17 protein-coding genes are annotated in these 15,422 nt (G+C 62.6%); 10 read left to right on the top strand and 7 right to left on the bottom strand.

Going from position 1 to position 15,422, the window contains the following annotated elements:
* Positions 1-213: 213 nt before the first annotated feature.
* Positions 214-1,554 (top strand): NADP-specific glutamate dehydrogenase, encoded by a 1,341-nt coding sequence (gene gdhA / locus B4L76_RS08905; RefSeq protein WP_296231882.1) that lies wholly within the window; start codon positions 214-216, stop codon positions 1,552-1,554.
* 137 nt (positions 1,555-1,691) lie between these two features.
* Here gdhA and B4L76_RS08900 read toward each other — a convergent pair whose 3' ends face one another.
* The 4 genes from B4L76_RS08900 to B4L76_RS08885 all read right to left on the bottom strand — a co-directional run bounded on the left by B4L76_RS08900 (position 1,692) and on the right by B4L76_RS08885 (position 5,124).
* On the bottom strand, positions 1,692-2,189 hold the full coding sequence (locus B4L76_RS08900; protein WP_296231880.1) for a GreA/GreB family elongation factor: 498 nt from the start codon (positions 2,187-2,189) through the stop codon (positions 1,692-1,694).
* 66 nt (positions 2,190-2,255) lie between these two features.
* Positions 2,256-2,612 (bottom strand): hypothetical protein, encoded by a 357-nt coding sequence (locus B4L76_RS08895; RefSeq protein ID WP_296231878.1) that lies wholly within the window; start codon positions 2,610-2,612, stop codon positions 2,256-2,258.
* 94 nt (positions 2,613-2,706) lie between these two features.
* On the bottom strand, positions 2,707-4,560 hold the full coding sequence (locus tag B4L76_RS08890; RefSeq protein ID WP_296231876.1) for a DUF4105 domain-containing protein: 1,854 nt from the start codon (positions 4,558-4,560) through the stop codon (positions 2,707-2,709).
* Positions 4,561-4,635: 75 nt separating this feature from the next.
* Positions 4,636-5,124, bottom strand: a complete 489-nt coding sequence (locus tag B4L76_RS08885; RefSeq protein ID WP_170028199.1) for a DUF3015 domain-containing protein — start codon at positions 5,122-5,124, stop codon at positions 4,636-4,638.
* Between the two features lie 252 nt (positions 5,125-5,376).
* Here B4L76_RS08885 and B4L76_RS08880 point away from each other — a divergent pair, with 252 nt between their 5' ends.
* From B4L76_RS08880 to B4L76_RS08860, 5 genes are all read left to right on the top strand, one after another.
* Complete coding sequence (locus tag B4L76_RS08880) at positions 5,377-7,815, top strand: Lon protease family protein (protein ID WP_296231875.1); 2,439 nt, start codon at positions 5,377-5,379, stop codon at positions 7,813-7,815.
* Between the two features lie 160 nt (positions 7,816-7,975).
* A complete protein-coding gene (locus B4L76_RS08875) occupies positions 7,976-8,314 on the top strand; it encodes a hypothetical protein (RefSeq protein WP_296231874.1) in 339 nt (112 codons plus the stop codon).
* A 109-nt stretch (positions 8,315-8,423) separates the two neighbouring features.
* The gene (locus B4L76_RS08870) at positions 8,424-8,912 is read left to right on the top strand and encodes a TIGR00645 family protein (RefSeq protein ID WP_003247486.1); all 489 of its coding nucleotides are present in this window, start codon (positions 8,424-8,426) and stop codon (positions 8,910-8,912) included.
* A gap of 157 nt (positions 8,913-9,069) precedes the next feature.
* Positions 9,070-9,375: a DUF6482 family protein gene (locus B4L76_RS08865; protein ID WP_296231872.1), complete on the top strand. Its 306-nt coding sequence runs from the start codon at positions 9,070-9,072 to the stop codon at positions 9,373-9,375.
* A gap of 85 nt (positions 9,376-9,460) precedes the next feature.
* The gene (locus B4L76_RS08860; RefSeq protein WP_170028204.1) at positions 9,461-10,078 is read left to right on the top strand and encodes an FKBP-type peptidyl-prolyl cis-trans isomerase; all 618 of its coding nucleotides are present in this window, start codon (positions 9,461-9,463) and stop codon (positions 10,076-10,078) included.
* Positions 10,079-10,166: 88 nt separating this feature from the next.
* Here the strand turns inward: B4L76_RS08860 and B4L76_RS08855 are convergent, their stop codons facing one another.
* From B4L76_RS08855 to B4L76_RS08845, 3 genes are all read right to left on the bottom strand, one after another.
* Positions 10,167-10,412 (bottom strand): hypothetical protein, encoded by a 246-nt coding sequence (locus tag B4L76_RS08855; RefSeq protein WP_170028205.1) that lies wholly within the window; start codon positions 10,410-10,412, stop codon positions 10,167-10,169.
* 83 nt (positions 10,413-10,495) lie between these two features.
* Positions 10,496-10,837, bottom strand: a complete 342-nt coding sequence (locus B4L76_RS08850) for a zinc ribbon domain-containing protein YjdM (protein WP_009686103.1) — start codon at positions 10,835-10,837, stop codon at positions 10,496-10,498.
* Between the two features lie 122 nt (positions 10,838-10,959).
* Positions 10,960-11,928, bottom strand: coding sequence for a polyprenyl synthetase family protein (locus B4L76_RS08845; protein WP_296231869.1), 969 nt, complete (start codon positions 11,926-11,928; stop codon positions 10,960-10,962).
* Between the two features lie 244 nt (positions 11,929-12,172).
* Between B4L76_RS08845 and rplU the strand changes: the two genes are divergently transcribed.
* The 4 genes from rplU (at position 12,173) to proB (ending at position 15,402) form a co-directional block, all read left to right on the top strand.
* Positions 12,173-12,487, top strand: a complete 315-nt coding sequence (gene rplU, locus B4L76_RS08840; protein WP_003247466.1) for a 50S ribosomal protein L21 — start codon at positions 12,173-12,175, stop codon at positions 12,485-12,487.
* Between the two features lie 38 nt (positions 12,488-12,525).
* Positions 12,526-12,783 carry a 50S ribosomal protein L27 gene (gene rpmA / locus B4L76_RS08835; protein ID WP_070092741.1) on the top strand — a complete coding sequence of 86 codons (258 nt, stop codon included), beginning with the start codon at positions 12,526-12,528 and terminating at the stop codon, positions 12,781-12,783.
* 188 nt (positions 12,784-12,971) lie between these two features.
* Positions 12,972-14,198: an Obg family GTPase CgtA gene (gene cgtA / locus B4L76_RS08830; protein ID WP_296231862.1), complete on the top strand. Its 1,227-nt coding sequence runs from the start codon at positions 12,972-12,974 to the stop codon at positions 14,196-14,198.
* An 85-nt stretch (positions 14,199-14,283) separates the two neighbouring features.
* Positions 14,284-15,402: a glutamate 5-kinase gene (gene proB / locus B4L76_RS08825; protein ID WP_296231861.1), complete on the top strand. Its 1,119-nt coding sequence runs from the start codon at positions 14,284-14,286 to the stop codon at positions 15,400-15,402.
* Positions 15,403-15,422 lie beyond the last annotated feature (20 nt).

Genomic DNA, 15,422 nt, shown 5'->3' with positions numbered 1-15,422 from the left:
GATTCTGCTGCACAAGAATGGGGCCCTGCGTGGCCCCATTTTTGTGCCTGTTGGAAGGTGGTCAAGGGGCTCTGGCGAAGCGTTTTGTATACAGTTACATAAAACGCACCAAATAATTTCAAATAAACGACATTTCGCCCTGTTCCGGTGCGATTGCTTCTTGGTACATTCGCGGAAAAACCAATAAGTCCAATCCTGGGTGAGACGTCTACCATGATCGAATCTGTCGACAATTTCCTCGCACGCCTGAAGCAACGCGACCCGGCCCAGCCCGAATTTCACCAGGCGGTGGAAGAAGTGCTGCGCAGCCTGTGGCCGTTCCTGGAAGCCAACCCGCATTACCTGCAAGCCGGCATTCTCGAGCGCATGGTCGAGCCGGAGCGCGCCGTGCTGTTCCGCGTGTCCTGGGTCGATGACCAGGGCAAGGTGCAGGTCAACCGCGGCTACCGCATCCAGATGAGCAGCGCCATCGGCCCGTACAAGGGCGGCCTGCGCTTCCACCCCTCGGTCAACCTCGGCGTGCTCAAGTTCCTGGCGTTCGAACAGGTGTTCAAGAACTCACTCACCTCGCTGCCCATGGGCGGCGGCAAAGGCGGCTCGGACTTCGACCCGAAAGGCAAGAGCGACGCTGAAGTGATGCGCTTCTGCCAGGCGTTCATGAGCGAGCTGTACCGCCACATCGGCGCTGACCTGGACGTACCGGCCGGTGACATTGGCGTGGGGGCTCGCGAAATCGGCTTCATGTTCGGCCAGTACAAGCGCCTGGCCAACCAGTTCACCTCGGTGCTGACCGGCAAGGGCATGACTTACGGCGGCAGCCTGATCCGCCCGGAAGCCACCGGCTACGGTTGCGTGTACTTCGCCGAGGAAATGCTCAAGCGCCAGGACAAGCGCATCGATGGCTGCCGCGTGGCAATTTCCGGCTCGGGCAACGTGGCCCAGTATGCCGCGCGCAAGGTCATGGACCTGGGCGGCAAGGTCATCTCGCTGTCCGATTCCGAAGGCACCCTGTATGCCGAGGCCGGCCTGACCGACGCCCAATGGGAGGCGGTCATGGCGCTGAAGAACGTCAAGCGTGGCCGCATCAGCGAGCTGGCTGCCCAGTTCGGCCTGGAGTTCCGCCAGGGCCAGACCCCATGGGACCTGCCGTGCGACATCGCCCTGCCGTGCGCCACGCAGAACGAGCTGGACGCCGAAGACGCGCGCACCCTGCTGCGCAATGGCTGTATCTGCGTAGCGGAAGGCGCCAACATGCCGACCACCCTCGCGGCTGTGGATATCTTCCTGGAAGCCGGCATCCTGTATGCGCCGGGCAAGGCCTCCAACGCCGGCGGTGTGGCCGTGTCGGGGCTGGAGATGTCGCAGAATGCCATGCGCTTGCTGTGGACCGCCGGCGAGGTGGACAGCAAGCTGCACAACATCATGCAGTCGATCCACCATGCGTGCGTGCATTACGGTGAAGAGGCCGATGGCCGGATCAACTATGTGAAGGGCGCGAACATCGCCGGTTTCGTGAAAGTGGCGGATGCGATGCTGGCGCAAGGCGTGGTCTGATTCGAGCGTGCCGGGGCCGCTTTGCGGCCCTTTCGCGACGCAAGGCCGCTGCTACAAGCGCCGCGTCAATCAGGTGGTCGCGGGCCGCTGTAGGAGCGGCCTTGCGCCGCGATGGGCTGCAAAGCAGCCCCTGCCCTTCAGTCCTCAACCTCGATATCAACTATCTCGATCACCTGCTCTCCCGCCGGCCGTCGCCACAGCACTTCATCGCCAGGCCCGGCCCCGAGCAATGCCCGCCCCAGCGGCGAGCCCCAGTTGATCAGCCCGCGCCCCGCATCTGCCTCGTCCTCACCCACCAGCCGCACCACATACTCCTGGTCCTGGGCATCGACAAACCGCACCCGGCTACCGATCTGCACCTTGCTCCGCGACGTCGCCGCCGGTACCACCTGGGCGCTCTGCAGCCGCGTGTTGAAATAGCGCAGATCGCGCTCGGTATCGGCCAGGCGCTGCTTGTCACCATGCTCACCTAGCGCCTGCAGCTCGCTGCGCAGGGCATTCAGCTCGGCCACGCGGTCCTGCAACTGGCGCAGGCCACTGGCAGTCACGTAGTTGGGTTGTTCGCTGACCCGTCGCTCCACGGGCTGGTCGGCCTGGGCGGCGGCCTGGTCTTCGTTGACGAATGCTCGGCTCATGGCTACCTCCTTGTGCAGGAGACCATCATGGCAGGCTACGGGTTTCAAGGGATGTCCGATTGCGACTCAATCGTGGCGATAAGCCTTGGCAGCGCCGCGATCCTTTTCCTGTTCCCAGTCACGGTCGCGCTGGTCCCGGAAACGCTCTTGGTACTGGCGCTGTTGCTCACTGTTCTGCATCGCCTGGCACTGGCGGAAGCCGTCGTCCCAACCCGCTTCGTACTGACGCTCATGCAGGTAGCGCTGCACATCCTTGCGAAAGTCACCGACCATCAGCCCGGTCGCCTGGCGACCGCTGCTGCAGCCATCCTCATAGCCGTCGGCGAACGCCGGGGGATAACCGCGGGCGACCATCTGTTCACGGGTCGTTTCGCAACCCGCCAGCAACAAGGCAATGCACAAGCCCGACCAATACCGCGACATGACCACCTGGACCTTCGGAGGAATACCGGAAAGTCTAGGTGGCGGTTTGTCGGGGAGCTGTCAAAACAGTGTCAAAGAGTCGGTTGGTTCACAATCAATAGTGGTACCACTTCAGTTCCAGCATCACCTCGTTCTGCGCCGTCGCCAGGTGACTGAACTCGCGCGAAGCGCTCAGACGCAGCCCCAGGTTCTGGCTGATTTCCCACTGCTGGTTCAGGCTCACGCTGCGTCGTACCTCGCCATTGCTGAAATAGTCGCCCTTGGCCTCGAGCGTCATGTTGCCGAGCCCGTTGCGCCATAGCAGCCCGCCGTTGAACCCCGCCGCCGGGGCGATGAACTGGGCAAAGTCATTGTGGTGCTCGACCCGCAGCGTGCCCAGGGCAAAGCCCAGCAACCCGTCCGCCAGCTGCCAGGTGCCACCGGCTCCGCCATTCACATGGCTCACCAGCACTTCGTCATCATGTTTGCCCGGCACTCGTTCCAACCCGCCGGCTACCTGCCACGACCACGGCTTGAGCAACTCGTTGCGCGGGGTCAGCGAGCGGATGGTGGCCAGGTCCAGGCGCTGTACCTGCCAGTCGTTGCCTTCGTACTGGCGTACCTTCAATTGCAGGATCTCGATCTGCGCCCCCAGCGGGAAGCCATAGGCGTTGTCATTGAGGTCGTGGTAAGCCATGCGCAGGCCATACTCGGCATAGGCGCGGTGCTCACGGGTGCCTGCGCCCAGTTGCCAGGTGCGCGAATCGTGCCCGTCCTCGGGCAGCCCCGGGCGCTCGATATCCAGCGCCGGTGGCGGGTTGCGGTTGATCGCCTGCAGCAGCTCGAAGCTGCGCCGGGCCTGGCCAGCGTCGCGCTCCTGGCCGTTGGCGCGGTAACGTTCCAGGCGATACGCGGCATCCTGCACCAGTGCCTGGCGCGGGCGGGGCAGGGCGGTGAATTCAGGGTTCTGCAATTGTGCGGTGTCGGCACTGATGGCCAGCACTTGCTGCTTTTCCTGATGGTCCAGCGGTTCGGCCCGGGCCAGCAACTCGCGCTCGCGCGAAGGGCGATATTTCACGCTGGAGACCAGGCCGGACTGGCGCACTGCCTTCACCGTGTCGGTGGGGATGGCGGTCAGCGGGAACTGTGAGGTCAGGTCCAGGCTCGGTCGGGCGACCTGCAGCAGCTCCAGCAGGCGATACGAGCAGTTTTCGTCGAAGAAGAAGTAGTCGAACTGGACCTGCTTCAGCTCCCACACATGCTCGACCATGCGCCCGGTCTCTTCTGGCGTCAGGTCCAGCTGGTATTCCCACAGGTCGCGGTTTTCCAGGCTGCGGTACTCGGAGAGCTTTTCCTGGTAGGGCATCAGCGCGAACAGGCCCGGATAGCCGCCCATGAGGCCTTTCCATGCATACAGGATGCTGTTGTCGCTGCCTTCGATATAGGCGCCGAAGTTGATCGCGTAGCTCAGCAGGGTGGTGTCGTCGCTGCGGGTTTTCGACTGGTCGATGCGCAGCAAGGTATGGCCGAACATCGAGGACGGGCTGTTCAGGTAGGCTGCCGGGAAGATCAGCGCCGCGCTGTGTGGGTCGACCGACTGGTACCAGCCGTTGAATTCCTGGCAGGTCGGCTGTGGCAAGTCTTGCAGGTCGAGCTGTTCGCGCAGCCAGCGGGTGCGCGCCGGGAACCGGCACTGGGCGTGCTGGTCGCCGAGGCTGGCCGGGGCGTACAGCGCTTCGACCGTGGCTTGCAGCTCGTCGTCGGGATGGTGCGCGCCGTCCTGGGCGAGAAAGAACGCGTCATCGTCCACATAGCTGCGCCAGCCACCGAGCTTGGCGGTTTCGTAATGGCCCAGGGCAATCCAGTAAGGGGTATTGGCCAGTTGCTGGAGACGGCCGTGGTCCAGCAGTGGTGCGGCATGTACAGGGGCGCAGGCACACAGCGCCAGGGAAGCGAGGCGTTTGAGCATGTCGGGCAACTACTTCTCAACGATGCCGAAAAAAAGGCGAAACCCGCCCCGGAGCCGGGGCGGGAGCAGCTGCGCTTAGGCCTCGGTAGCGTATTTGGCCAGGCGTGGATCGTTCTTCAGAACGGCCAGGGTGTTGCTGTGGACCGTTTCGGCAGTGACGTCGGCACTGCTGAAGATCTGGTTGAAGTGCTGGTGGGTGACGGCTGCGAAGTAGCCACGGTCTTCCGGAGCCACGCCGAGTACCACGGCATAGGTGGTCAGTGCTTCGCCCTGGCCCATGGCCATGTCTTCGGACAGTTCGTTCATCATGCCGTTCATGGCGAACCAGGACTTGCCGCCGTAGGTCAGCGAAGCCTTGGTCGAGCAACCGTTGGTGCCGGACGTCATGCCGAACGTGGCGTTACCGGAGGTGCCGTTGGTGGTGGAAGCCAGGAAGTGTGCCGGAGTGCCGCGCTGGCCTTCGAACAGCATGTTGCCCCAGCCGCAGTTCGGGCCGCCTGGCGCTTCGGCCATGGCGTTAAGCGAAACCACGGTGAACAGAGTACCCAGAAGAATCCGTTTCATAGCATTTGTTCTCTATTTGACTTAACCAAGGGTCAGGGTTTCTGGCAACTCGGTTGCCAGGTCGGGGAAGCTTTTCACCCACCCGCGCAGCTTGGAGTTTAGGCACGATCTAAAGGTTGCGTTGCTGATTGCGAAAAATTTGCTGTCGGATGACCCGCTGCGGCTGGAGATAAAGTCCCGTGGAGCCTTGCAAGGCGCGCGCGGGCAGCGCCAGAATGCTGCGTATCTGCCCCGCCGAAGTAAGGAAACCCAATGCCCGATCCTGTCGCTGCGCGCCTGCGTCTCGCGCCTGAAGCCCTGACCCGGCGTTTCTCCCCCGAGCAGTTTGCCTTTACCAACACCGACGATCTGGAGCCGTTTCGCGGAGTCCTGGGCCAGGAACGTGCTGTCGAGGCCCTGCAGTTCGGCGTGGCCATGCCGCGCCCTGGTTACAACGTGTATGTGATGGGCGAGCCTGGCACCGGCCGTTTCTCGTTCGTCAAGCGCTACCTCAAGGCCGAGGGCAAGCGCCAGCAGACCCCGGCCGACTGGGTCTACGTCAATCACTTCGATGACACCCGCGAACCGCGCGCGCTGGAATTGCCGTCCGGCAGCGCCGGGGCATTCATAGCCGACATGAACGGCTTGATCGACAACCTGTTGGCGACGTTCCCGGCGGTGTTCGAGCACCCCTCCTACCAGCAGAAGAAAGGCGCCATCGACCGCGCCTTCAACCAGCGTTACGACCGCGCCCTGGATGTGATCGAGCGCGCCTCGCTGGAAAAGGACGTTGCCCTGTACCGCGACGCCAGCAACGTCGCCTTTACCCCGATGGCCGACGGCAAGGCGCTGGATGAAGCCGAATTCGCCCAGTTGCCGGAAGAAGTACGCGAGCAGTTCCACGAAGACATCGCCCTGCTCGAGGAACGCCTGAACGAAGAGCTGGCCAGCCTGCCGCAATGGAAGCGCGAGTCGAATAACCAGTTGCGCCAGCTCAACGAGGAAACCATCACCCTGGCCCTGCAGCCGTTGCTGGCGCCGTTGTCGGAAAAATATGCGGAAAACGCGGCGGTCTGTGCCTACCTGCAGTCGGTGCAGCTGAACCTGCTGCGTACCGTGGTCGAGCAACTGGTGGACGACAGCAAGACCGACGCCGTCGCGCGCAAGCTGCTGGAAGAGCAATACGCCCCCAGCCTGGTGGTTGGCCATCACGCTGACGGTGGCGCACCCGTGGTGTTCGAGCCACACCCGACCTACGACAACCTGTTCGGCCGTATCGAATACAGCACCGACCAGGGCGCGCTGTATACCTCGTACCGCCAGCTGCGGCCGGGTGCGTTGCACCGCGCCAACGGTGGTTTCCTGATTCTCGAAGCCGAGAAGATGCTCGGCGAGCCATTCGTATGGGACGCGCTCAAGCGTGCCCTGCAGTCGCGCAAGCTGAAGATGGAGTCGCCGCTGGGCGAGCTGGGGCGCGTGGCCACTGTCAGCCTGACGCCGCAGATGATCCCGCTGAACGTCAAGCTGATCATCATCGGTTCGCGCCAGTTGTACTACGCGCTGCAGGACCACGACCCGGACTTCCAGGAGATGTTCCGGGTGCTGGTGGACTTCGACGAAGACATGCCCATGGTCGACGAGAACCTCGAGCAGTTCGCCCAGTTGCTGCGCACCCGCACCAATGAAGAGGGCATGGCGCCGCTGACCAGTGATGCAGTGGCGCGCCTGGCCACCTACAGCGCTCGCCTGGCAGAGAACCAGTCGCGCCTTTCGGCGCGTATCGGCGACCTGTTCCAGCTGGTCAGCGAAGCCGATTTCATTCGCCAGCTGGCCAGTGACGAAATGACCGACGCCGGCCATATCGAACGTGCACTCAAGGCCAAGGCCACCCGCACCGGGCGAGTTTCGCAGCGGGTACTGGACGACATGCTGGCCGGCATCATCCTGATCGACACCGAAGGCGCGGCCATCGGCAAGTGCAACGGCCTGACCGTGCTGGAGGTGGGCGACTCGGCGTTCGGCATGCCGGCGCGTATCTCCGCCACCGTCTACCCGGGCGGCAGCGGCATCGTCGACATCGAACGCGAGGTCAACCTCGGCCAGCCGATCCACTCCAAGGGCGTGATGATCCTCACCGGCTACCTGGGTAGCCGTTATGCCCAGGAATTTCCGCTGGCGATCTCGGCGAGCATCGCCCTGGAGCAGTCCTACGGCTATGTCGACGGCGACAGCGCCTCGCTGGGCGAAGCCTGTACGCTGATCTCGGCCTTGTCGCGCACGCCGCTCAAGCAATGCTTCGCCATCACCGGTTCGATCAACCAGTTTGGTGAAGTGCAGGCGGTTGGTGGGGTCAACGAGAAGATCGAGGGCTTCTTCCGCCTGTGCGAGGCACGTGGCCTGACCGGCGAACAGGGGGTGATCATCCCGCGCGCCAACGTCGCCACGCTGATGCTCGACGAGCGCGTGCTGCAGGCAGTGGAGAACGGCATGTTCCACGTCTATGCGGTGAGCCAGGCCGACGAGGCACTGAGCCTGCTGGTGGGCGAGGAGGCCGGCGTGCTGGATGACAAGGGCCAGTTCACCGAAGGCAGCGTCAATGCCCGGGTGGTGGAGCGCCTGCGCGAGATCGCCGAGATGATCGGTGAGGAAGAAATCGAAAAGGCGGAGAAGGAGCGTCTTGAAGAGGTGATTGCCCAGGCCAAGCCGGCCTGAGTCAATAAACCGGCGCTGGCGGCGAAGTGCTACCGTTCAGCGCCGGTTTTCCAACTTTTGCTGCTGTTCTTCTATGCTGGAACTTAAGGACGGTATCAGCGTTCAGGATGGAAACAGCCTGAGTCCAGGCTGAACAAGGCTCTTTGGAGGGGACGCGGCCATGCGCAACCTCAGCCTCACGCGCCAGTGCCTGGGCCTGGTGACCCGTATCGAATGTTGCATCCGGCCGCTGGCCGGGGACAACGGTATGTGGACGTTGCTGTTCGCTGCCGGAATGGCTGGTGAACAGCCTTCGGCGATCAAGGCCCAGGGGCCGTTTCATGGGCCGCTGGTGGCCGAATCGGTATTGAATGCCATTGTCGACAGCCTGACCTTGCATGGCTATCAGGTGGCCGAGGACCCGCAGATCTGGTGTTTGCATCTGCAGGCGCAGTTGCGGCGGATCAATGGCGACCGGTGCCGTAACCTCGGGGATTACCAGTTCCATCCTGAAACCTGAACGAATTGCCGGGGCTGCAGCGCAGCCCCGTTCACCGGGCTTTTGCTGTAACAGGTGGCTGGCTATACTCGCCCTCGCTTTTTAGTCACCTGATGAGTCCCGATTCTCCATGGAACGTATCCTCGAAAACGCGATGTATGCCTCGCGCTGGCTGCTCGCACCGATCTACTTCGGCCTGTCCCTCGGCCTGCTGGCCCTGGCGCTGAAATTCTTCCAGGAAGTGGTTCACGTCCTGCCCAACGTCTTCGCGCTGAGCGAAGCCGACCTGATTCTGGTGATCCTGTCGTTGATCGACATGTCGCTGGTCGGTGGCCTGCTGGTGATGGTGATGATCTCCGGCTACGAAAACTTCGTCTCGCAGCTGGATATCGACGAGAGCAAGGAAAAGCTCAACTGGCTGGGCAAGATGGATTCCTCGTCGCTGAAGATGAAAGTGGCGGCGTCGATCGTGGCCATTTCGTCCATCCACCTGCTGCGGGTGTTCATGGATGCGCAGAACATCTCCACTGATTACCTGATGTGGTACGTGATCATCCACATGACCTTCGTGGTCTCGGCGTTCTGCATGGGCTACCTGGACAAGCTCACCAAACACTGAGCCGCGGCCCCTTAAAGGAGCGGCCTTGTGTCGCTCCTTTAGGAATTGCGCTACGTGGCGCTGGCAACTGACGAGCGGTGTCAGTCGTGTCTTGTGTATTCTCCGTTTCTGTACAAAAAATGAGCTTCATGCGTGGTTCCCGTCCCGAGGTGCTCTCATGAACCTGCATCAGCTCAACACTGAGGCCAGATCCGGCCATGTCGACGAACTGAACCTGATCGCCATCGAAGGCGGTGACTACTTGCTCGAGGCCCGGGTCAAAGGGCGCGCCCATCCACTCTCCGATGCCCACGGTCAACGCTTGCGCGTGCGTTCGGTGGAGGATGCGCGCAAGCTGCTGCAAACCATTCCCATGGTTTCGATGAACCTGGTGCACTGGTCGGTGCAGGATGAAATGTGTGGCATGGGCACGCACCCGGAAGAAGACTTGAAGGTGCCGATTTCCCAGCGCTCGGCCTGGTAGCTGCTCGCAGCGCCCCAGTGTGCTAGGCTGCTCGCCCTTTTCATCAAGGGCGCGGCTTCACTGCGCCCTGCAGTGGAGCATGACAATGTCCGAACTCAACCTGTCCACCGACGAAACCCGCGTCAGTTACGGCATCGGCCGTCAGCTGGGCGGCCAGCTGCGTGACAACCCGCCACCAGGCGTGAGCCTGGAAGCCATCCTGGCCGGCCTGACCGACGCCTTCAACGGTGCCGACAGCCGCGTCAGCGAAGCCGACCTGTCGGCCAGCTTCAAGGTCATCCGCGAAGTGATGCAGGCCGAAGCGGCCGCCAAGGCCGAAGCCGCTGCTGCCGCGGGCAAGGAATTCCTGGCGGAGAACGCCAAGCGTGAAGGCATCACCACCCTGGCCTCGGGCCTGCAGTTCGAAGTGTTGACCGCAGGTGAAGGCGCCAAGCCGACCCGCGAAAGCAACGTTCGCACCCACTACCACGGCACCCTGATCGACGGCACTGTGTTCGACAGCTCCTACGATCGTGGCCAGCCGGCTGAATTCCCGGTTGGTGGCGTGATCGCTGGCTGGACCGAGGCCCTGCAGCTGATGAACGCCGGCAGCAAATGGCGTCTGTACGTACCGAGCGAGCTGGCTTACGGCGCTCAGGGCGTCGGCAGCATCCCGCCGCACAGCGTGCTGGTGTTCGACGTCGAGCTGCTCGACGTTCTGTAATACCGCTGAGGCCGCTCTACAGGGATATGCGTTGTCCTGTAGAAGCGGCCTTGTGTCGCGATCGAGGGCGAAGCCCTCGCCAGGTTCGTCAATTCCAGTCTGTTCCCCCAGGGCGCAATGCCCGCGCATAGCAGAACAGAAACAGGTTGCGCACCAGCTCCTTGAGCACCCCCGGTTCACTCGAGTTCAGCCCGCTCATGTCCAGGTCGCCCTGGTCACGCAGCTCGTCGAGCGCTTCTTGTTCAAGCACCGCGCACACTTCGCCGGTTTCCCGATGAAGGATGCGCAGGTAGGGGTGTGGGCGGTCCAGCCAGGCGTCGATCAGATAAGTCATGGCTATTCTCCTTGGATAGCGGCTCCAATGAGAATAATTCTTATTATCTAAATAGCAAGCGCCAATTGGCGGTTTTTGCGTTATCAGACTTTACGCACGAACTCGGACTTCAACTTCATGGCGCCGATGCCGTCGATTTTGCAGTCGATGTCGTGGTCGCCATCGCACAGGCGGATGTTCTTGACCTTGGTGCCGACCTTGACCACCAGGGAAGAGCCTTTGACCTTGAGGTCCTTGATCACGGTGACGGTATCGCCGTCCTGCAGGATGTTGCCGACCGAGTCCTTCTTCACCACCTCGTCGCTGGCTGCCTCGGCATCGCCGCTGGCCGACCATTCGTGGGCGCATTCAGGGCAGATCAGCTGGGTGCCATCCTCGTAGGTGTATTCGGAGTTGCATTTCGGGCAGGGTGGCAGAGTGCTCACTTCGGTTCCTCAACAGACAGGCGATAAAAGCCCGACATTGTAAGAGGTATTGTTGCAGAAGGGATTATGTCCGGACAAAAGCGTTCGCGGGCGTGCCCCGCGAACGGCATTGACGCGATCTATCAGTGAGTACGCGCTACGGCAAACTCGCTCAACTCGACCAGCGCTTCACGGTATTCAGTGGCCGGCAGTACTTCCAGGCACTCGATGGCACGCTTGACGTAGTCGCGCGCCAGCTCGGCGGTGTAGTTCAGGGCGCCGGATGCCTCGACCGCCACGCGAATCTGCTCAAGGTCTTCCAGGCCACCCTTCTGGATCGCCTGGCGCACCAGTGCAGCCTGTTCGGCGGTGCCTTCGCGCATGGTGTAGATCAGCGGCAGGGTAGGTTTGCCTTCGGCCAGGTCGTCGCCGACGTTTTTGCCCAGGGTCTGCGAGTCGCCCTTGTAGTCCAGCAGGTCGTCAACCAGCTGGAAGGCCACGCCCAGGTGGTCGCCGAAGGTGCGCAGGGCCTCGCGCTGCTCGTCGCTGGCATCGGCCAGCGCGGCGGCGCTGTGGGTCGAAGCCTCGAACAGCATCGCGGTCTTGCCGCGGATGACCTCCATGTAGACTTCCTCGGTGGTACTGGCGTCGCGTACCCGCGACAGCTGCAGCACTTCACCCTCGGCAATTACCCGGGTGGCCTTGGACAGGATCTGCATGACCGGCATCGAGCCCAGCTCGACCATCATCTCGAACGAGCGCGAATAGAGGAAGTCGCCCACCAGCACGCTCGGCGCATTGCCCCACAAGGCATTGGCGGTGGAGCGGCCGCGGCGCATGCCGGACATGTCGACCACGTCGTCGTGCAGCAGGGTGGCGGTGTGCAGGAACTCGATGGTGGCGGCCAGCAGGCGCAGGTCGTCGCCTTCGCGGCCCAGGGCCTTGCCGCACAGCAGGACCAGCAGCGGGCGCAGGCGCTTGCCACCGGCGGACGTGATATAGTCGCCGATCTTCGATACCAGCGGCACGCGCGAGGTCAGCTGCTTCTTGATGATCTCGTCGACGGCGCTGAAATCATCAGCCACCGCTCGGTAGAAGGCTTGGGGTTGCATCGGCTGCTCCAGTGAGGTTGCGCGGCATGCTAGGTCGCGGGTCCCGGTGTGTCAAGGCGCGGTGCCGCCTGCCCGGGGGCGGGACTTGCAAGCAAAACCGCGGTTGCGTACAATCGCGCACCCTAACTTCCTGGGCAGCACCTGCCTTACGCAATTGCACCGGGCCGTTCCAGCCCTGTGCAGCCATGCCAGCCAATACTCATCATATAAAGCGCTGGGTGAGCAGGATTATCGGAGAAATACCATGTCTTACGCAGTAATCGTTACCGGCGGCAAGCAGTACAAAGTCGCTGAAGGTGAATTCCTCAAGATCGAAAAACTGGAAGTCGCCACTGGCGAATCCGTGACCTTCGATCGCGTTCTGCTGGTCGCCAACGGTGAAGAAGTCACCATCGGTGCTCCAGTTGTTGCTGGCGCTAAAGTAGTGGCCGAAGTCGTTTCGCAAGGCCGCCACGACAAGGTTCGCATCATCAAGTTCCGTCGTCGTAAGCACCACATGAAGCGCATGGGCCACCGCCAGTGGTTCACCGAGATCAAAATCACCGGTATCCAGGCTTAATCCCCTAGATCCCCTGAATTTATTTGGAGAATTGAACCATGGCTCACAAGAAGGCTGGTGGTAGTACTCGTAACGGTCGCGACTCAGAATCGAAACGCCTTGGCGTGAAGATGTATGGCGGCCAGGTTATCAAGCCAGGCAACATCATCGTCCGCCAGCGCGGCACCGAATTCCACGCCGGCTACGGTGTTGGTATGGGCAAGGATCACACCCTGTTCGCCAAGATCGAAGGCGTGATCAAGTTCGAGAAGAAAGGCGAGTTCAACCGCCGTTACGTGAGCATCGTCGCAGCTTAATCGCGACGTCGCTCCAGAAGCCCCGTCATGCGACGGGGCTTTTTCGTTTGTGGTGAGCCTCTTGCAAAGCTGTTTGTATGGGCTGCCGGCGTGGGTTTCTACGGTCGTACGGGGCCGCCGCGCTCATTTTTGCAAGAGCCTCAGGTTTATCAGTATTCAGCTCGTCGGAAGGCGAGAGGCGGTTTTGAATGAAGTTTGTTGACGAAGTATCCATTCGGGTCAAGGCCGGTGACGGTGGCAACGGTTGCATGAGCTTCCGTCGCGAGAAGTTCATCGAGAACGGTGGTCCCAACGGCGGTGATGGTGGCGATGGCGGCTCGGTGTACATGGTCGCCGACGAAAACCTCAACACCCTGGTCGACTATCGCTATACCCGTCACCACGAGGCCCAGCGTGGCGCCAACGGTGGCAGTACCGATTGCACCGGCAAGAAGGGCGACGACCTGTTCCTGCGCGTGCCGGTCGGCACCACCGTGATCGACGCTTCCACCCAGGAGGTGATCGGTGACCTGGTGACCCCGGGGCAGAAGCTGATGGTCGCCCAGGGCGGCTGGCACGGCCTGGGCAACACCCGTTTCAAGTCCAGCACCAACCGTGCCCCGCGCCAGACCACCCCAGGCAAGCCGGGTGAGCAGCGCGACCTGAAGATGGAAATGAAAGTGCTGGCCGACGTCGGCCTGCTGGGCTTGCCGAACGCCGGCAAGAGCACCTTCATCCGCTCGGTTTCGGCGGCCAAGCCGAAAGTGGCCGACTACCCGTTCACCACCTTGGTACCGAACCTCGGCGTGGTCAGCGTCGACCGCTGGAAAAGCTTTGTCATCGCCGACATTCCCGGCCTGATCGAAGGCGCTTCCGAAGGTGCCGGCCTGGGTATCCGCTTCCTCAAGCACCTGGCGCGTACCCGCGTGCTGCTGCACCTGGTGGACATGGCGCCGCTGGACGGCAGCAGCCCGGCCGATGCTGCCGAAGTCATCATCAACGAGCTGACCCAGTTCAGCCCGTCGCTGGCCGAGCGCGAGCGCTGGCTGGTGCTGAACAAGGCCGACATGCTCATGGATGACGAGCGCGACGAGCGCGTCAAGGAAGTGGTCGAGCGCCTGCAGTGGGAAGGCCCGGTCTATGTGATTTCGGCCATCGCCAAGCAGGGCACCGAGAAGCTCAGCCACGACCTGATGCGCTACCTTGAAGATCGCGCCGACCGCCTGGCCAATGACCCGGTCTATGCCGAAGAGCTGGCCGACCTCGACCAGCGCATCGAAGACGAGGCGCGTGCCCAGCTGCAGGCCCTGGACGACGCGCGCACCCTGCGTCGGACTGGCGTCAAGAGCGTGCACGACATCGGCGACGATGACGGTTGGGACGATGATTTCGAGGACGACGAAGACGGCCCGGAAATCATTTACGTGCGCGACTGACCGGTTGCAGTACACTAAACGCCGCTCTCGGGAGCGGCGTTTTTGTATCCACGGTATCTACAGATTCGACATAGGTTGGAAGAAGATGCGAAGCAAGGTGACGGGCGCCAGGCGCTGGGTCGTGAAGATTGGCAGTGCTCTGCTGACCGCCGATGGCAAGGGTCTCGACCGCGGTGCCATGGCCGTTTGGGTCAAGCAGATGGTTGCGCTGCGTGAGGCAGGCGTGGAGTTGGTTCTGGTCTCCTCCGGGGCCGTGGCTGCCGGCATGAGCCAGCTGGGCTGGACTTCGCGACCGAGTGCGATGAACGAGCTGCAGGCGGCCGCCTCGATTGGCCAGATGCGCCTGGTACAGGCTTGGGAATCGAGCTTCGGCGAGCACGGCAAGCACACTGCGCAGATTCTCCTCACCCATGACGACCTGTCCGACCGCAAGCGCTACCTGAACGCGCGCAGCACCCTGCGCACGCTGGTTGACCTGGGCGTGGTGCCGGTAATCAACGAAAACGACACCGTGGTCACCGACGAGATCCGCTTCGGCGACAACGACACCCTGGCGGCGCTGGTGGCCAACCTGGTCGAGGCCGACCTGCTGGTGATCCTCACCGACCGCGATGGCATGTTCGACGCCGACCCGCGCAACAACCCCGAAGCCCAGCTGATCTACGAAGCCCGCGCCGACGACCCGGCGCTGGATGCGGTGGCTGGCAGCACCGGTGGTGCGCTGGGCCGTGGCGGCATGCAGACCAAGCTGCGCGCCGCACGTCTGGCGGCCCGTTCCGGTGCCCATACCATCATCATCGGTGGCCGCATCGAGCGTGTGCTGGACCGGCTCAAGGCCGGCGAGCGCCTGGGTACCCTGCTGTCGCCAGAGCGCGGCATGCTCGCGGCGCGCAAGCAGTGGCTGGCTGGCCACCTGCAGACCCGTGGCACCCTGGTGCTGGACGCGGGTGCGGTGCAGGCCCTGCGCCAGGCCAACAAGAGCCTGCTGCCGGTCGGCGTGAAGACCGTGCAAGGCAGCTTCCGCCGCGGCGAGATGGTGGTATGTGTTGGTCCGGACGGCCATGAAGTGGCGCGTGGCCTGGCCAACTACAGCGCCCTGGAGGCGCAGAAGATCATCGGCCAGCCATCGGATGCCATCGAAGGTATTCTCGGCTACATCGCGGAGCCCGAGCTGGTGCACCGCGACAACCTGGTTCTGGTCTGAGGGAGCGTACGTGCTGAAAA

The sequence above is a fragment of the Pseudomonas sp. UBA4617 genome (assembly GCF_002386445.1).
Lineage (GTDB): Bacteria > Pseudomonadota > Gammaproteobacteria > Pseudomonadales > Pseudomonadaceae > Aquipseudomonas.
The sequence above is the reverse complement of the archived record's forward strand: the minus strand, read 5'-3'. Positions and strand labels throughout refer to the sequence as shown.